17 protein-coding genes and 1 pseudogene are annotated in these 14,711 nt (G+C 69.9%); 7 read left to right on the forward strand and 11 right to left on the reverse strand.

Translation table 11 applies throughout. From position 1 onward, the window contains the following. Together NQ160_RS08705 and NQ160_RS08710 are read left to right on the forward strand one after the other, a co-directional pair. Positions 1 to 707 (forward strand): annotated as a pseudogene (locus NQ160_RS08705) (MMPL family transporter); the annotation flags it as partial. Beyond that, positions 704 to 2,755, forward strand: coding sequence for a YhgE/Pip domain-containing protein (locus tag NQ160_RS08710; protein ID WP_257514834.1), 2,052 nt, complete (start codon positions 704 to 706; stop codon positions 2,753 to 2,755). The pseudogene NQ160_RS08705 and the gene NQ160_RS08710, both read left to right, overlap by 4 nt. A gap of 36 nt (positions 2,756 to 2,791) precedes the next feature. On the opposite strand, the gene ccsB is transcribed toward NQ160_RS08710, so the two are convergent. Next, positions 2,792 to 3,841, reverse strand: a complete 1,050-nt coding sequence (gene ccsB, locus NQ160_RS08715) for a c-type cytochrome biogenesis protein CcsB (protein WP_257514835.1) — start codon at positions 3,839 to 3,841, stop codon at positions 2,792 to 2,794. A gap of 162 nt (positions 3,842 to 4,003) precedes the next feature. Here ccsB and NQ160_RS08720 point away from each other — a divergent pair, with 162 nt between their 5' ends. The 4 genes from NQ160_RS08720 (at position 4,004) to NQ160_RS08735 (ending at position 5,298) form a co-directional block, all read left to right on the forward strand. Then, positions 4,004 to 4,318: a DUF7882 family protein gene (locus NQ160_RS08720; RefSeq protein ID WP_257514836.1), complete on the forward strand. Its 315-nt coding sequence runs from the start codon at positions 4,004 to 4,006 to the stop codon at positions 4,316 to 4,318. 9 nt (positions 4,319 to 4,327) lie between these two features. Continuing rightward, entirely contained in the window at positions 4,328 to 4,657 is a 330-nt protein-coding gene (locus NQ160_RS08725; protein WP_257514837.1) for a DUF7882 family protein, read from the forward strand. Continuing rightward, positions 4,654 to 4,866: a hypothetical protein gene (locus NQ160_RS08730; RefSeq protein ID WP_257514838.1), complete on the forward strand. Its 213-nt coding sequence runs from the start codon at positions 4,654 to 4,656 to the stop codon at positions 4,864 to 4,866. Before NQ160_RS08725 ends, NQ160_RS08730 begins: the two co-directional genes overlap by 4 nt. 93 nt (positions 4,867 to 4,959) lie before the next feature. After that, on the forward strand, positions 4,960 to 5,298 hold the full coding sequence (locus NQ160_RS08735) for a hypothetical protein (protein ID WP_257514839.1): 339 nt from the start codon (positions 4,960 to 4,962) through the stop codon (positions 5,296 to 5,298). Here NQ160_RS08735 and resB read toward each other — a convergent pair. From resB to NQ160_RS08760, 5 genes are read right to left on the reverse strand one after another with little or no spacing between them, the layout of a single operon-like run. Then, a complete protein-coding gene (gene resB / locus NQ160_RS08740; protein WP_257514840.1) occupies positions 5,286 to 7,010 on the reverse strand; it encodes a cytochrome c biogenesis protein ResB in 1,725 nt (574 codons plus the stop codon). The genes NQ160_RS08735 and resB overlap by 13 nt on opposite strands. Further along, on the reverse strand, positions 6,991 to 7,740 hold the full coding sequence (locus NQ160_RS08745) for a cytochrome c biogenesis CcdA family protein (RefSeq protein WP_257514842.1): 750 nt from the start codon (positions 7,738 to 7,740) through the stop codon (positions 6,991 to 6,993). Before NQ160_RS08745 ends, resB begins: the two co-directional genes overlap by 20 nt. Then, positions 7,737 to 8,366, reverse strand: a complete 630-nt coding sequence (locus NQ160_RS08750) for a TlpA family protein disulfide reductase (protein WP_257514844.1) — start codon at positions 8,364 to 8,366, stop codon at positions 7,737 to 7,739. Before NQ160_RS08750 ends, NQ160_RS08745 begins: the two co-directional genes overlap by 4 nt. Beyond that, a complete protein-coding gene (locus NQ160_RS08755; RefSeq protein WP_257514845.1) occupies positions 8,366 to 8,998 on the reverse strand; it encodes a histidine phosphatase family protein in 633 nt (210 codons plus the stop codon). Before NQ160_RS08755 ends, NQ160_RS08750 begins: the two co-directional genes overlap by 1 nt. Positions 8,999 to 9,047: 49 nt before the next feature. Next, positions 9,048 to 9,743 (reverse strand): DedA family protein, encoded by a 696-nt coding sequence (locus NQ160_RS08760; RefSeq protein ID WP_257514846.1) that lies wholly within the window; start codon positions 9,741 to 9,743, stop codon positions 9,048 to 9,050. Positions 9,744 to 9,837: 94 nt separating this feature from the next. On the opposite strand from NQ160_RS08760, the gene aspS reads away from it, so the two are divergent. After that, positions 9,838 to 11,190 carry an aspartate--tRNA(Asn) ligase gene (gene aspS / locus NQ160_RS08765; protein WP_257514847.1) on the forward strand — a complete coding sequence of 451 codons (1,353 nt, stop codon included), beginning with the start codon at positions 9,838 to 9,840 and terminating at the stop codon, positions 11,188 to 11,190. Positions 11,191 to 11,200: 10 nt separating this feature from the next. On the opposite strand, the gene NQ160_RS08770 is transcribed toward aspS, so the two are convergent. The 5 genes from NQ160_RS08770 to NQ160_RS08790 form a co-directional block, all read right to left on the reverse strand. Next, on the reverse strand, positions 11,201 to 11,701 hold the full coding sequence (locus NQ160_RS08770) for a Fur family transcriptional regulator (RefSeq protein WP_257514848.1): 501 nt from the start codon (positions 11,699 to 11,701) through the stop codon (positions 11,201 to 11,203). A 68-nt stretch (positions 11,702 to 11,769) separates the two neighbouring features. After that, positions 11,770 to 12,693 (reverse strand): urea transporter, encoded by a 924-nt coding sequence (locus NQ160_RS08775; RefSeq protein ID WP_257514849.1) that lies wholly within the window; start codon positions 12,691 to 12,693, stop codon positions 11,770 to 11,772. Positions 12,694 to 12,715: 22 nt separating this feature from the next. Next, positions 12,716 to 13,756 (reverse strand): urease accessory protein UreD, encoded by a 1,041-nt coding sequence (locus NQ160_RS08780; protein ID WP_257514850.1) that lies wholly within the window; start codon positions 13,754 to 13,756, stop codon positions 12,716 to 12,718. After that, on the reverse strand, positions 13,753 to 14,388 hold the full coding sequence (gene ureG / locus NQ160_RS08785; protein ID WP_257493787.1) for an urease accessory protein UreG: 636 nt from the start codon (positions 14,386 to 14,388) through the stop codon (positions 13,753 to 13,755). Before ureG ends, NQ160_RS08780 begins: the two co-directional genes overlap by 4 nt. A 31-nt stretch (positions 14,389 to 14,419) precedes the next feature. Beyond that, positions 14,420 to 14,711: urease accessory UreF family protein (locus tag NQ160_RS08790; RefSeq protein WP_374113640.1), on the reverse strand; the 292-nt coding region annotated here is incomplete at its 5' end.

Genomic DNA, 14,711 nt, shown 5'->3' on the forward strand with positions numbered 1-14,711 from the left:
AGGCCTGGTGGATGCCGCGCTGGCTCGAGCGCCGGCTGCCGCACTTCGACATCGAAGGCGAGGCGGTGGAGCGCGAGCTCAGCACCGCGCACTGGCCCGAGCGGCCCGCGGCCGTCGCCGGCGAGGGTGTGACCCTGACGGCCGACGCCGGTCGACGCGGCGAGGTCACCCTGTTCCGGGACTGCACCTTCCGCGTCGACGACGGCGGCACCCTGCTCGTCGACGGCGAGCGACGCGCCGCACGCGCCTTCGCGCTCATGGTCGCCGGGCGCATCACCCCCGACGACGGTCTGCTGCGCGTGGCCGGCCACCTGCTGCCCGGCCGCGCGGCCTGGGTGAGGGCGCACGTCTCCGTCGCCCTGCTCGCCGCCGAGGGCGACCCGGTGCGTGCACTGCGCCACGCCCTGTCGGGCTCCCCTCGCCTCGTCGTCATCGACGGGCTCGACGCCCTTCCGGCCGAGCACCGTGCCGAAGCCGCGCGGTTGCTGCGCGAGGCCGCCGAGACCCTGCGCGAGCGCTCCGGCGACCCGAGGGCTGCCCTCACGGTCGTCGCATCCGGCCACTCCGACGGCGGTGCCCGTGCGGTGCTCGCCGCGGCCGGGCGACCCGAGCCCACCCTCCTGATCCTCAACGACCGACCGGCATCCCCCACGCCCGACACGGATGCCGCGTCTGACCGAACCGCGGAAAGCAAGGCCTTCGCATGACCCTCCTCCTCGAGCGCGCGCGCTCGCGCCGCCCCGTCACGTGGCTCACCCTCATCGGGGTGCTGCTGCTCCCGGTGCTCATCGGCGGGGTGCTCGTCGCCGCGCTGTACAACCCCACGGAGCGCCTCGACGCCATGAACGTCGCCGTCGTCAACGACGACGAGCCCGTCACGATCGACGATCAGCTGGTGCCGCTGGGCCGGCAGCTGACAGCAGGCCTCGTCGAAGGCTCCGACGACCTGCCGAGCAACCTCACCTGGACGATCTCCAACGACGAGGATGCCCGTGACGGACTGGCCGACGGCGGCTACGACGCCATCGTGACCATTCCGGAGAACTTCTCCGCCGCCGCCACCTCCACCGCTCCCGGCAGCACCCCGGAGCAGGCCACCATCGTCGTGGAGACCGCCCCCGACAGCCTCGTCGTCGACGAAGCCATCACCGCGCAGGTCACGCAGGCCGCAGCGGGGTTGCTGGGAAGCCAGCTCTCGCAGGTGTACCTCGAGAACGTCTTCCTCGGATTCACCACGCTCGGTGACCAGCTGGGTACGGCGGCCGACGGTGCCGCGGAGCTCGGCGACGGCGCCCGCACCATCGGCGACGGCGTGACGAGCCTCGCCGACGGCGTGCGGGCACTGGGCACCGGCGCCGGCGCCATCGCCGACGGCGCACGGGAGCTGTCCTCGGGCGCGGGAGCGCTCGCCGGCGGAGCGACCCAGGCCGCCGATGGACTCGACTCGCTCGCCGGCGGCGCGACGACGCTCGCCGACGGTCAGCGGCAGCTGGCCGGCGCGATCGGCGGGATCGCATCGCAGATCCCCGCGGACATGCCCCAGATGCCGCAGGAACTCACCGACGCCATCGCCGGCATCGCCGCCAACAGCACCGCGATCAACGAGCAGCTGACGGCATCGGCGCAGCGGCTGGCAGAGCTCGCCGCCGCGTGCGACCCGACCGCCACCCCGGAGCTGTGCACGCAGCTGAACGACGCGGCCCAGCGCGCGCAGCAGGTGCTGCCCACCGCCGCGACCCTCGTGGGTCAGGCCGGTGCCATCGGGTCGGCCCTCGAGGGCATGGGGCAGATGCCGGCCCTCGGCGCCGGCCTCACCGAGATCGCCGCACAGGCCAACCAGATCGCCGACGGCGTCGCGGGGCTCGCCGGCGGCGCGCAGCAGGCGGCGGGCGGGGTCCGCGAGCTCGCCGGCGGCGCCGAGACTCTGGCATCCGGTGCCTCGCAGCTCGCGACCGGCGCCGATCAGCTGACCTCCGGGGCTACGGACGCCGCCACCGGCGCCGATGCCCTGGCCGACGGTGTCGGCGAACTCGCCGGTGGAGCGGACACCCTGTCGGACGGCCTCACCACCGCGACCGAGGCACTCCCGTCGTACACCGACCAGGAGGCCGCCGACCTCGCCTCGGTCGTGGCCGACCCGGTGGCCGCCGAAGGGCTGGGCACGAACCTGTTCGGGGCATCCGCCGTTCCCCTCCTCGTGACGATCGCGCTGTGGTTCGGCGGGCTGGCCTCGTTCGTGGCGCTGCGTGCGGTCTCGGGCCGGGCCCTCACGTCGCGTCGGCCCTCGGCGCTGCTCGCGCTGCGCTCGCTCGCGCCGGCGGCGGCGATCGGCGCCCTGCAGGGTCTGCTGGTCGCCGGGGTGGTGCAGCTGGCCGCAGCATACGACGGCGGCACCTGGTCGCTGTTCGCCCTGCTGTGCATGCTCGCCGGTGTCGCGTTCGCCGCGGTGAACCAGGCGCTGGTGGCCGTGCTCGGCGGCGCCGGCCGCTGGGTGTCCGCGCTGGTCGGCGTGCTGGCGGTCGCCACCGGCGTTGTTTCGACCGTGCCCGGCGTGCTCGCCTCGATCGCAGGCCTCATGCCCACGACCCCCGCCTACCAGGCCATGCTCGGCGTGCTCACCGACGCCGGCGGCGTGGGAGCGGGCGCTGCCGGCCTGGTGATCTGGGGAGTCCTGGCCTTCGTCGCCTCGACGCTCGCGGTCACCCGCCGTCGGTCGACCTCAGCCAAGGCCGTGCTGGGAGCCGCCGCGGCGTAAGGCCCGCGCGCCGTCGCAGCGGCGCGGGCCTGCGCGTCAGTTCAGGCCGCTGTAAGCGTGCAGGCCCTTGAAGAACTGGTTCACGATCGTGAAGTTGAAGATGACCGTGGCGAAGCCGATGATCGACAGCCACGCCGAGCGCACGCCGCGCCACCCGCGCGTCGCGCGCGCGTGGATGTAGCCGGCGTAGAGCACCCAGATCACGAAGGTCCAGACTTCCTTCGTGTCGAAGCCCCAGTAGCGGCCCCACGCGTCGTTGGCCCAGATGGATCCGGCGATGAGGGTGAAGGTCCAGAAGATGAACCCGATGATCGCGAAGCGGTAGGCGAGCGACTCCAGCGTGTCGGCGTTGGGAAGCGTGCGCAGCAGGCGCGACCCGCCGCCGGGCGCGGAGACCTCCTGCGGATCGCGGTCGGCGACCCGCAGGAGCTTCGCCTCGCGGTGCGCCTGGAACAGCTGCACCACCGACAGCGCGAACGCCAGCGCGAAGAAGGCCGTCGACAGCGACGCGACGAAGACGTGGATGACGAGCCACACGCTCTTGAGGGGGTCCATGAGCGGCTGCACCTCGACGTAGTACGCCAGGGTCGCGCCACCCAGCAGCACCACGACGAGCCCGCTGATGAAAGCGCCGAGGAAGCGCAGGTCGTGCCGGAAGAGCACGCCCAGGTACACCGCGACGATCAGCATGGTGCCGGTCAGGGCGAACTCGTACATGTTGGCCCACGGCACGCGCTCGGCGGCGATCCCGCGCAGCACATCGGCGACGACGTGGAATACGAAGCCCAGCCACATCAGGGCCGTGCCGATGCGCGCCCACAGGTGCCGGCGGCGCTCGCCCCCGGGGGCGTCGACGTCCGGGCCGGATGCCGCGACCTGCGCGCTGCCCGACGATGCCGCGCCGGCAGCCCCGGCGGTGGCCCCGACGAGGGCCCGCTGGCGGGTGTCCTGCGCCTTCACGGCCTGGTCCGAGCGACGCGCGAGGTCGACGGCGTAGGCGATGAACGCCAGTGCGTAGATCGCGATGGCGGTCCACACCAGCAGCACGGACACGTCGTCGAGCGAGAGCGCTTCGGTCACAGGCATGGAATCCAGTCTACGTCGGCGCATCCCGCACCTCGGCGGGACGGCGGGGGCGGCCGACGCCGGTCACTCCCGCTTCCCCACGTGCTTGCCCCGACCGGGGCGCAGGTCGCAGACTGGCCGTGCGGTGTCGCTCCGACGTGGCGGCGACGGAAGGAGGTCCCGGTGGGACGACTGACATTCGGTGAGGGGATCCGGGTGGACTTCGAAGACCGCGCCCTCGCCCACCTGTACCGGGCCATGCGGGGAAAGCTCCACAAGGGCGAGGCGTTCCACCTCTCCTGGAAGGATGACATCTCCATCGGCGACGGCCGTATGACCGTGTGGGTCCATCCCGACACATCCATCGTCTGCAAACTGGGTCGTCCGGTGGGCGAGCTGAATCCGGCGTGGCTGGCGGCGTTGTCGGTCGCGGCCAACAGCGTCGAGGGCCTGCATCTGGTCCCCGAGCCCCCCGCGTCGGGGCCGGAGAGACGCTGAGGAGGAGTCATGGGCAAGTTCATGTACGAGAACCTCGTCAAAGCCGATTTCGAGGATCGGCTGCTGGCGCACCTGCAAGTGGTGATCGGCGCGAAACAGCGGCGCGGAGAGTCCTTCTCGTTCACCTGGAAGGACGACATCAGCGTGGGAGACGGCACCACGTCGGTGTGGATCCATCCGCGGTGCACTCTGGCGTACAAGTTCTACGGTGGCCGCAAGCCGATCATCAACCGGGCGTGGGTCGAGCAGATGATGTTGACGGCCAACTCCACGCGGGGGCTCTACATCCTGTCCGAGCCGACCGAAACCAGCCGGGTCACGGAAGAGGTCGTCGTATGAAGCGGATCGACATCCGATACGGCGGACACTCGTTCAGCGTCGGCGGCCGGGAACTCGCCGACCTGCAGAAGGAGATCGAGACCGGCCTTCATACCGGCGGGAGCGTGTGGCTCCGGGTCAACGAGGGTGAGGGCATCCGACGGGACGCCTACCTGCTCATCACGCCCGGCACGTCGATTTCGCTGATCCCGCTGGAAGGCGAGCAGTAGCCGGTTCCGCCCGAAGCGACGGAACGCACACCGGTCGGCACCGTCTGCGCAACCCCTGTACGAGGTGTGCGGACCTCGTCGTAGCCTCTCGGCATGAAGCGCCTCACTTTTGCCGACAAGAGCCTGCTCACCGGCGACGCCATGGCGGATGCCGTGCTCGAGTACGCGGCTCTGCTCGCCAATGCCGGCGACGCGAGGCCGGTCGAGTTGAGCGCGTACGGCGCGTCCGGCGAGAAGGTCACGGCCACACTCCTCTTGGGTGCCGGGGCGCCGGTCATGGTGGAGACCACGGGCACCGACTTTCCCGAGCCGGACAACGGCCTCGCCCTGGACATGATCCTCGGAGAGATCCGGCTGCGGCTGGATCCCCCCAGCGCACGGATGGTCGACGGCCCACCGGCGGGCGACGAGGACGACGCCTATACCGGCTGATGGTCCCGACGCAGACGCGCGTCGAGGGCGTCTGCGTGACGCCGGGCGACGTCGTCGACAGCCGCGCTCAGCGTCGGGTCCTCACCCCGGGCGAGGCCGGCGTACTCCAGGCGCACCGTGCTGCCGTCAGGCACCGCCTTCACCCACATGCGACGCCGCGGAACGAACAGCGCGACCATGAGGCCCAGCGTCGCAAGGACGGCGAAGAACAGCACCCACGGGGCACCCACGTCGCGGTGGATCGACAGCGACGCGAACCGCGGCACCGACTCGGCGTAGCCCGTGACGCCCTCGGGTGAGGCGTTCTCGAACGTGATGGTGCCCCACCCGTTCGGGAGGTCCGCCGTCTCGCCCGGGGCCAGCTCGATCGAGTCGACGTCGACGGCGCGCCCGGTCAGCTGCTCCATCCCCTCCGGGTCGAGGGTGTACACCGAGCGGGGCGTGCCGTCATCGATGCCGAGGTCACCTGCGTAGACGTCCAGAGTGAGCACCGGGTTGATGAGGTCGGGATACACCGAGGTCAGTGCTCCGGTGCCCAGGGCCGCCGCGGTCGGATAGAAGAACCCGACCATGCCCAGCTGCTCGGGCATGCCGTCGGGCACCTTGACGACACCGAGCGAGGTCATCGCGGCATCCTGCGGCAGGAACGGCACGGATTCGCTGTAGACGACAGCGCCGTCGGCGTCGCGCACCGTCAGAACGGGGGCGTAGCCGTTGCCCATGAGATAGATGCGGTCGCCCTCGATGTCGATGGGGTGGTTCACCCGCACCTCGGCGGGCTTCTCTTCCTCGCCAGGCACCTTCGTCGTCAGCACGGCCGCGAAATCGCCCGCCTGGCCGGCTCCCTGCTCACCGGCGGGAATGTAGCTGACCTGGAACTCCTCCAGGGTCATCGAGTACGGCGGCAGAGCCTCGGTGTCGACGAAGCGTCCCGGGTTGAAGGACGAGTAGTCCGCGAGGGTGTTGACGAAGCTCTGGCCACCTTCGACCAGCACGTCCTGTCCGGTGTAGGTGAAGCCGCCGCCCACACCCACCGAGATGAGCACGCCGACCAGCGACGCGTGGAAGACGAGGTTGCCCGTCTCGCGCAGGTAGCCGCGCTCGGCCGACACCGAGGAGACACCCCTGCTGTCGTACCGCTCGACGCGGTAGCCGGCCTTGCGCAGCTGCTCCCCGGCCAGGTCGATCGCCTCGGCTGCGGTGGCTGCGGCATCCGACCCTTCTGGCACCTGCACGAGCGCCTCGGTGTGGTCGTCGAGGCGGGACAGCCGCGCGGGCGTCCGCGGCGGCCGCGCGCGCAGCGCCTTCCAGTGGTGCTTGGTGCGCGGGATGACGCACCCGATCAGCGAGATGAACAGCAGGATGTAGATCGAGGAGAACCACGGCGACGAGTACACGTCGAACAGGCTCAGCCCGTCGAGCACCGGGTAGAGATCGGGGTTGTCGGACTCGAACTGCGCCACGCCGTTCGGGTCGGCGCTGCGCTGCGGGACGATCGATCCGGGGATCGCGGCGATCGCCAGCAGCAGCAGCAGCACGACGGCCGTGCGCATGCTCGTCAGCTGCCGCCAGCCCCACCGCGCCCAGCCGACGACGCCGAGGGCAGGCTGCTGGATGCCGCGGGGAGCGTCGCCGTCGGCATGGTCGCCCGGGCGCAGCGGTCCGTCCACCTCGTCGACGAGGGTGCCGTCGTCAGAGCGGGAGCTGGACACTGCCGATCACCGCCCCGAGCCGTGACATGAGGTCCGTCCAGACGCCGGTGACCATGAGCAGTCCGAGTGCGATGAGAAGCACTCCTCCCGTGATGTTGATCGCGCGGATGTAGCGCTTGACGAACGCGACCGAACGGGTGGCCCACCCGAAGCCGATCGCCAGCAGGATGAACGGCACGCCGAGGCCCAGTGAATAGGCAACGCCCAGGATGCCGGCGCGCACCGGGTCGCCCTGGTTGATCGAGATGGCGAGGATCGCCGTCATCGTCGGACCGATGCAGGGAGCCCAGCCGATGCCCATCGCCACGCCGAGGAGCGGCGCGCCCACAAGTCCGAGGTTCTCCCGCATGCGGGGCCGGAAGGTGCGCTGCGCGACGCCGAAGACCCCGATGAAGACGAGACCGAGCAGGATCACCACGACCCCCAGCACCCGGGTGATCGGGTCCTGGTAGCGGATGAAGAGCTGCCCGAGCGATCCCCCGAGCACGAAGATCGCGACGAACACCGCGGTGAACCCGGCGATGAACAGCAGCACGCCGGCCAGCAGCCGTGACCGGGTCTTGGTGCGCGTGCCGCCGGTGCGGGCGGGGGCCGCGCCACCCAGGAAGCCCAGGTACCCCGGCACCAGCGGCAGCACGCAGGGCGAGAGGAACGACACCAGTCCAGCGAGCATCGCGATCGGGATCGCCAGCCACAAAGCGCCGTCGAAGACGATCCCGAGAGGGCTCACGGGGTCTCCGCGAGCGTGTCGCGCACGAGGGTCTCAAGGATCGAGGCATCCGGCAGCTGGCCGATCACGCGGGCGGCGAGGCGCCCTTCGGCGTCGAGCACGAGCGTCGTCGGCACCGCCTGCAGCGAGGTGACCTCGGCGAAGGCGAGCTTCAGGTCGGGGTCACGGTGAGCGAGCATCGACGGGTAGGTGATGCCGTAGGTGCGGTCGAACGATGCCGCGGTGGCGGCCTCGTCGTAGATGTTGACGCCGAGGAAGGAAACGTCGGCATCGGCGAACTCCTCGTTCGCCTGCTGCAGGTACGGCGCCTCGGCGCGGCAGGGCCCGCACCCGGCGTACCAGAAGTTCACGACCACGACGTCACCGAGCACGTCGTCGCTGGTGATGGTGCTGCCGTCGACGCCGGTGCCCGAGAAGACGATCGGGTCCTCGCGGTCGGCGGGCGCGATCTCGGTCGCGGCGAAATCACGCGAGACGAAGCCGGCCGTGTCGCCCTCGCGGTAGGCGTCGACGAGGTCATCGTTGCCGCCGGTGCACCCCGCCATGCCCGCGGTCAGCGCCACGGCGGCCGCAGCGGCCAGCAGACGGCGCGCGCGGCGCGGCCGGGAGGAATCACGAAGGGCCATCACACTGCTCCCACATCCACGGCACCGGACAGACTCGCCGGCTCCACATAGGCGACCTCCGACCACGTGCCGTCATCGCCGAGCTCGACGCTCGTGATGCTCGACAGCGCACATCGACGCTGCGTGGGGTTGTGGCGCAGCGGCGTTCCGGTGATCGCGAGGTGGGTGATCCAGATCGGCAGCTGGTGCGACACGATCACGGCGTCGCCCGATTCGGTCTCGTCCCAGGCATCGCGCATCGCGGCATCCATGCGCGCGACGACCTGCGCATACGGCTCGCCCCAGCTCGGCAGGTCGGGGTTGCGCAGATGCAGCCAGTTGGCGGGGTTGGCCATGGCGCGCTTCATGCGCCGACCCTCGAAGACGTTGGTCGGCTCGATCACCCGCTCGTCGATGCGCGGGTCGATCTCGAAGAACTCCGCGAACGGCTCGGCCGATTCACGCGCACGCTGCAGCGGAGAACACACGAGATGGCCCACGGGGCGCTGCTGAGCCTGCACGTACTCGGCTGCCTGACGGGCCATGCGCCGCCCGTCGGAGCTCAGTCCGAAGCCCGGAAGCCGACCGTAGAGCACACGCCCGGGGTTGAAAACCTCTCCGTGGCGCACGAGATGAAGGCGGTCGGCAGGCACCCGCCAAGTCTACGTCGACGCGGACTGTGCACGCGCTGGACGTCGGCCGCTACACGACGTCGGTGCCAGAAGCGTCGCGGGCGGCCAGCAACGCACGCACCCGCACGTAGATGAACCAGGCCACACCGACGACGGCGGCGATGATCACGATGTACTGCAGAACGTCCGCGTAGGCCTCCACGACGTGCCACGACTCCCCCAGGAAGAACCCCGCGAGCACGAAGATGCTGTTCCAGATGAGGCTTCCGGCGAGGGTCAGCAGACCGAATCGCCACAGCGGCATGCGCGCGATGCCGGCGGGGATGGAGATCAGACTGCGGAAGATCGGCAGCATGCGGCCGAAGAAGACCGCCTTGCCGCCGTGCTTGTGGAACCAGGCGATCGTGCGGTCGATGTCTTCAGGGTGCAGCAGCGGCATCTTGTCGGCGATGTACTTCAGCCGGCGGGCGCCGAGCCACGCCCCGATGCCGTAGAGCACGAACGCTCCCACCACGGAGCCCGCGGTCGTCCAGAACAGGGCCTCGAAGAGCGTGAAGCCACCGCGGCTTGCTGCGAGTCCTGCCATCGGCAGGATGACCTCGCTCGGGAGCGGCGGGAAGAGGTTCTCGAGAGCGATCGCCGCGCCGGCGCCGATCGGCCCGATGGTGTCCATGAGCGACACCGTCCAGTCGGCCAGCGCGGTCAGCCAGGAGCCCTCCGAGGGGTCGGCGGCGGAGGCGGCGGTCGTCATGGCGGCAGTCGTCATACCCCCACGGTAGGGAACAGCCGGCTGCAAAACCTGGAGGAAGGCCCCGAATGCCGCGATTGGACTCAGGCCCGGCCACGTAGACTGACTCTTTGTGAGTGAACGCGTTCTCGTCCAGCAGCTGCAGGGTCTCCCCGACGGACCCGTCTCGGTATCCGGATGGGTCGAGACGGTCCGCGATCAGAAGAAGGTGCAGTTCGTCATCCTGCGCGACGAGACGGGGGCGGTGCAGCTGGTCAACCCGGCCACCCGTCCGCCCGCCGCCGACGCGGTCGACGCGCCAGAGCCGGATGCCGACAAGCTGGCGCTGACCTCGCTCATCTCGGAGCTGACCACGGGCACCTTCCTGACCGTGACCGGCGAGCTGAAGCACGACGAGCGCGTCAAGCTCGGCGGCGTCGAGATCAAGATCGGCTCGCTCGAGGTGGCATCCGCAGCTCTCCCCGAGACCCCCATCGCCGCCGACAGCGGCATGGACAAGCGCATGGACTGGCGCTTCCTCGACCTGCGCCAGCGCCGCAACAACCTCATCTTCCGCGTGCAGACGACCCTCGAGCACGCGATGCGCTCGTACTGGATCGAGCGGGACTACATCGAGGTGCACTCCCCCAAGCTCATGGCGTCGGCGTCGGAGTCCAACGCCGAGCTGTTCGAGGTGCCCTACTTCGAGGACAAGACCGCGTACCTCGCGCAGTCGCCGCAGTTCTTCAAGCAGATGGCCCAGGTCGCCGGCTTCGGCAAGATCTTCGAGATCGCCCCCGCCTTCCGCGCCGACCCGTCCTTCACCAGCCGCCACGCGACCGAGTTCACTTCGATCGACGCCGAGATCAGCTGGATCGAATCGCACGAGGACGTCGCCGCGATGCAGGAGGAGCTGCTGCAGACGGCGATCCAGGCGGTCAAGGACAAGCACGGCGCCGAGATCGAGGAGCTGTTCGGCATCGAGGTTCAGGTGCCTGCGATCCCGTTCCCCCGCATTCCGCTGGCCGAGGCCCGCGAGATCGTGAAGAGCCGCGGCTACGAGATCCCCCGCACCGACGGCGACCTCGACCCCGAGGGCGAGCGCCAGATCTCGGCGTACGTCGAGGAGACCTACGGTCACCAGTTCGTCTTCATCACCGACTACCACCCCGAGATCCGCGCTTTCTACCACATGCGCGACGAGCAGACAGGGCTGACGAAGTCCTACGACCTGCTGTTCAAGGGCGTGGAGATCACCACCGGCGCACAGCGCGAGCACCGCGTCGACGTGCTGATCGAGCAGGCCCGCGAGAAGGGCCTGGAGCCCGAGCACCTCGAGTTCTACTTCGACTTCTTCCGCTACGGTGCCCCGCCGCACGGTGGCTTCGGCATGGGCCTGGCCCGCGTGCTGATGCTGCTGCTCGGGCAGGACTCGATCCGCGAGGTCACCTACCTCTTCCGCGGACCCACGCGCCTGGCTCCCTGAGCCCGCTCACTCACACCGAGGGACCACCGCGGGTCGCCGCACAGGCCGCGCACCGGCCGACGAGCGTGCTCTGATCGAGCGCCAGGCTGAAGCCGACCATGGTGCGCAGCATGCGGGCGGCAGTGCGCATGGCCTCGGGCGGCAGCACGACCACGGCGCCGCATTCGGCGCACTGGCCGTGAAGGTGCCGGCGCCCGGCAGCGGTCGTGGCGAGGTGATACCGCGCGGCGCCGCTCGCCGCGTGCTGGCGTGAGACGACACCGGATGCCGCCAGCAGGTCGAGCGTGCGGTACACCGTGGCGCGGTGCACGTCCCCCTCACCGAGAAGGTTCGCGACCTCATCGGCGGTCAGGTGGTCGGCGCGCGCGGCCAGCACGGTCAGCACCGCGCGCCGGGGTGCGGTGACCCGCTCCCCGCGCATGCGCAGCGCGCTGATGGCGGCCAGAACGTCGTCGCCACGGGCGGCCGCGTGCAACTCACCGTGCTCGAGACCCACGCCCGCCTCTGCCATGCCCACATGGTGTCACCGCCCCACGGGATCCTCTACCCCCAAGAGAACACGGAGGGCGGTGACACCGGTCAGGTGCGCTTCAACCCCGACATGTAGTGCGCAACGATCAGTGCCACCCAGGTGGTCAGGATGTACGGCCAGGTGTAGGTGTCCAGCCCCGCGCGGTGCATGAGGAGGGTCACCACAGCCGTCACCACGATCCACGGCAGCGAGTACAGCCACGACGCGGTGGAGCTCTTCAGGAACGTCACCGCAAGGGCGATGGCGGTCAGCACGCCCGAGTAGTTGGCCAGGCCGTTTGCGATCTCGCTCCACGACTCGCCCATGGCGATGGCGGTGAGCGTGCCGACGACCGATCCCATGATCGCTGCCAGCCCCACCTTCCAGCTCGCGATGAACAGTCCGACGAGGATCAGCGCGCCGCTGATGGGGTTGTCCACCAGCACGACCTGCGACACGTTCGTCAACAGGGACAGGAAGAATGCCGGCACGGGCTCGTCGGGCAGGTCGGATGCCGGCGAATCGACCGCGAGGCTCAGCGTCGACAGAGCGATGATCGTGGCGACGATGACGAACGGCGCCGTCGTGTACGGCAGGTTGTAGACCTTCAGCGGCGTCTTGGTGAAAAGCGCGTTGACCAGCCATGTGACCGGCCCGGTCACGAGAGCGCCGACGAAGGCGAGCACGTACGACCACCACGCGTCGCCACCCAGCGCGGCGAAGACGGCGGCACCCACAAGGGTGCCGCAGAAGGACTGCATACCCGACGCGACGCTGCTGGGGGGAAAACCCACGGCGCGCCCACCGAGCATCCCCCCGACGGCACCGATCGCTGCGAGCACCCCCATGCGCCAGTCCGCGATGACGAAGGCGGCGAGCACGAGGATGCCGGTGATGACGTTCTGCTGGAAGTAGATCTGTGACGGGCCGTGGAGAAACCCGAGGCCCCACTGGCTCGCGGAACCGCGCTTCTCGGTCTGCGTATCGGTCATGACGATCCTCCCTGCCGATTTATCATTTCCTGACGAGCGGCGCCGGCCGCCCGGTGAGCAGTTCGTGCACCGCAGCCGCTGCGCCCGTCTGCGCGGCGAGCGACGTGACGGTGTCATCGCCTGCGTAGCGCAACCACGCGCCGGCATCCGCCGGCAAGACGCTGACCCCGAAGCGGACACTGTCGTCGGAGGATGCCGCGACCACCTTCGCCACGGCATCGTGCAGTGCCGCCGCCACTCGCGCGGAGGGCTGGAGCGGGGTCACGACGTACAGCGACGACACGATGTCGCGGCCGCCGAGCACCGCGTCGCCGCCGACGCGACCGTCGCGCGGCACCAGCCGCACGCGGTCGATGGCGACGGGCTCGCCGCCGTGGTCGTCGGGACGGCGAACCTCGAGGTCGCTCGCGTAGGCATCGAAGGCGTAGCGCTCACCTCGCGTCAGGCGGCCGGCGTACACCGTCTCGCCGACCAGCAGGGTGGCATCCGGATGAACGCGTGCCGTCAGGTGCTGGTAGAAGCGCGAGTTCGCGTAGGGGATGAGCGGGTCGGGGAGGTACTCGACATACGCACCCTCGGCGACGTCGATGTTGATGATCGACGTGGCGTAGCCCGAAACCATGCGGTACACCTTCGTGTGCGCCTGGGTCGTGATGAACGCTGAGGTTCCCTCGCCGAAAGTGAGGTCCATGCGCTGCCGGTCGTTGTGCAGCACGCCGCCGCCGGTCGTGATGAGGTACGTGTACGGCATGTCGGGCCGCAAGGTGTTGTAATACAGCGGCTTCATGATCTGCAGCGGAGCCTTCTGGTAGTGATGCACCAGCTCCGTGCGCTGGGAGTCGCCCTGTCCGCGCAGCTCGAATCCGAGTTCGAGGATGCCGACTTTGCCGGGGCTCCCCACGGGCAGCGTGTAGCTCTCGGTGCCGTAGCGGGCCACCTCGATCGGCACGTGCGCCGGCTCGAAGTGGGCGGGCTGCAGCCGCGGCCCGCCGTACAGCGGCGCCGCCTCCGGCGTCGGCGACGACGACTCGGCATCCACCTCGCCCACCTCGAGATCGGTCACGAGACCAGTTCGCCCGTCTTCGCGTGCCACACCGACATGATGGTGTCGAAGAGCTCCTGCACCCCGGTGCCGTCGAGCGAGTTGGTGAGCACCACCGGCTTGCCGTTTCGCACCGCGTGGGCGTCGCGTTCCATGACCGACAGATCGGTGCGCACATACTGCGCGATGTCGATCTTGTTGATCACCAGGATGTCGCTCTCGGTGATACCGGGACCGCGCTTGCGCGGCATCTTCTCCCCCTCCGAGGTGTCCAGCACGAACACGAACACGTCCGCCAGCGACGGCGAGAAGGTCAGCGTCAGATTGTCGCCCCCGGACTCGTAGATCAGGGTGTCGATGTCGGGGAAGCGCTCGAGCATCTCCTCACCCGCGGCGAGGTTCATCGTGGGGTCGTCGCGCACCGCGGTGTGAGGGCACGCGCCCGTCTCGACGCCCACGACGCGCTCGGGGTCGAGGATGCCGGCGAGTTCCCGCCGCACGTGGTGGGCGTCCTCCTGGGTGTAGATGTCGTTGGTGATGACGCCAGGGGTGCGGCCGGCGGCGATGAAGATGGGCACCAGCGCCTCGGTGAGCGCCGTCTTCCCCGACCCGACGGGGCCGCCGATTCCGACGCGCAGAACGTTGTCGCTCATGGGGTTCCTCTTTCTTTGCCTTCGTGGGATCTCAGTTGGTGAACAGTCGCGCTTCGGCACGCTCGTGGCCGGCCGACATGATGTCGCCCATCGGCACGAAGCCGCCGATGTCGGCGACCGGGCGCACCAGCGCGTCTTCGGTCACCGCCTCGATGACCGGGTGCACCCGCCGGATCATCACCTGCGCCGACCGGTGGTCGGCCAGGCGCAGACGCAGAGCGGCGAACGCGTAGCTCGCCGCGAAGGCGAAGAGGTCCGCCGCCACCGCCGCGGCGATGGGCACCCGTTCCGCCGCGTAGCAGACCGCCGTCACGACGGGCTGA

The organism is Microbacterium sp. zg.Y909 (assembly GCF_024626565.1).

Coding starts and splice junctions, on each gene's coding strand:
- ccsB (WP_257514835.1), bottom strand. CDS start 3,841: ATGCCTGTGACCGAAGCGCTCTCGCTCGACGACGTGTCCGTGCTGCTG.
- NQ160_RS08750 (WP_257514844.1), bottom strand. CDS start 8,366: ATGGCCCTTCGTGATTCCTCCCGGCCGCGCCGCGCGCGCCGTCTGCTG.
- NQ160_RS08710 (WP_257514834.1), top strand. CDS start 704: ATGACCCTCCTCCTCGAGCGCGCGCGCTCGCGCCGCCCCGTCACGTGG.
- NQ160_RS08725 (WP_257514837.1), top strand. CDS start 4,328: ATGGGCAAGTTCATGTACGAGAACCTCGTCAAAGCCGATTTCGAGGAT.
- ureG (WP_257493787.1), bottom strand. CDS start 14,388: ATGAGCGACAACGTTCTGCGCGTCGGAATCGGCGGCCCCGTCGGGTCG.
- NQ160_RS08730 (WP_257514838.1), top strand. CDS start 4,654: ATGAAGCGGATCGACATCCGATACGGCGGACACTCGTTCAGCGTCGGC.
- NQ160_RS08735 (WP_257514839.1), top strand. CDS start 4,960: ATGAAGCGCCTCACTTTTGCCGACAAGAGCCTGCTCACCGGCGACGCC.
- NQ160_RS08775 (WP_257514849.1), bottom strand. CDS start 12,693: ATGACCGATACGCAGACCGAGAAGCGCGGTTCCGCGAGCCAGTGGGGC.
- NQ160_RS08760 (WP_257514846.1), bottom strand. CDS start 9,743: ATGACGACTGCCGCCATGACGACCGCCGCCTCCGCCGCCGACCCCTCG.
- NQ160_RS08770 (WP_257514848.1), bottom strand. CDS start 11,701: ATGGCAGAGGCGGGCGTGGGTCTCGAGCACGGTGAGTTGCACGCGGCC.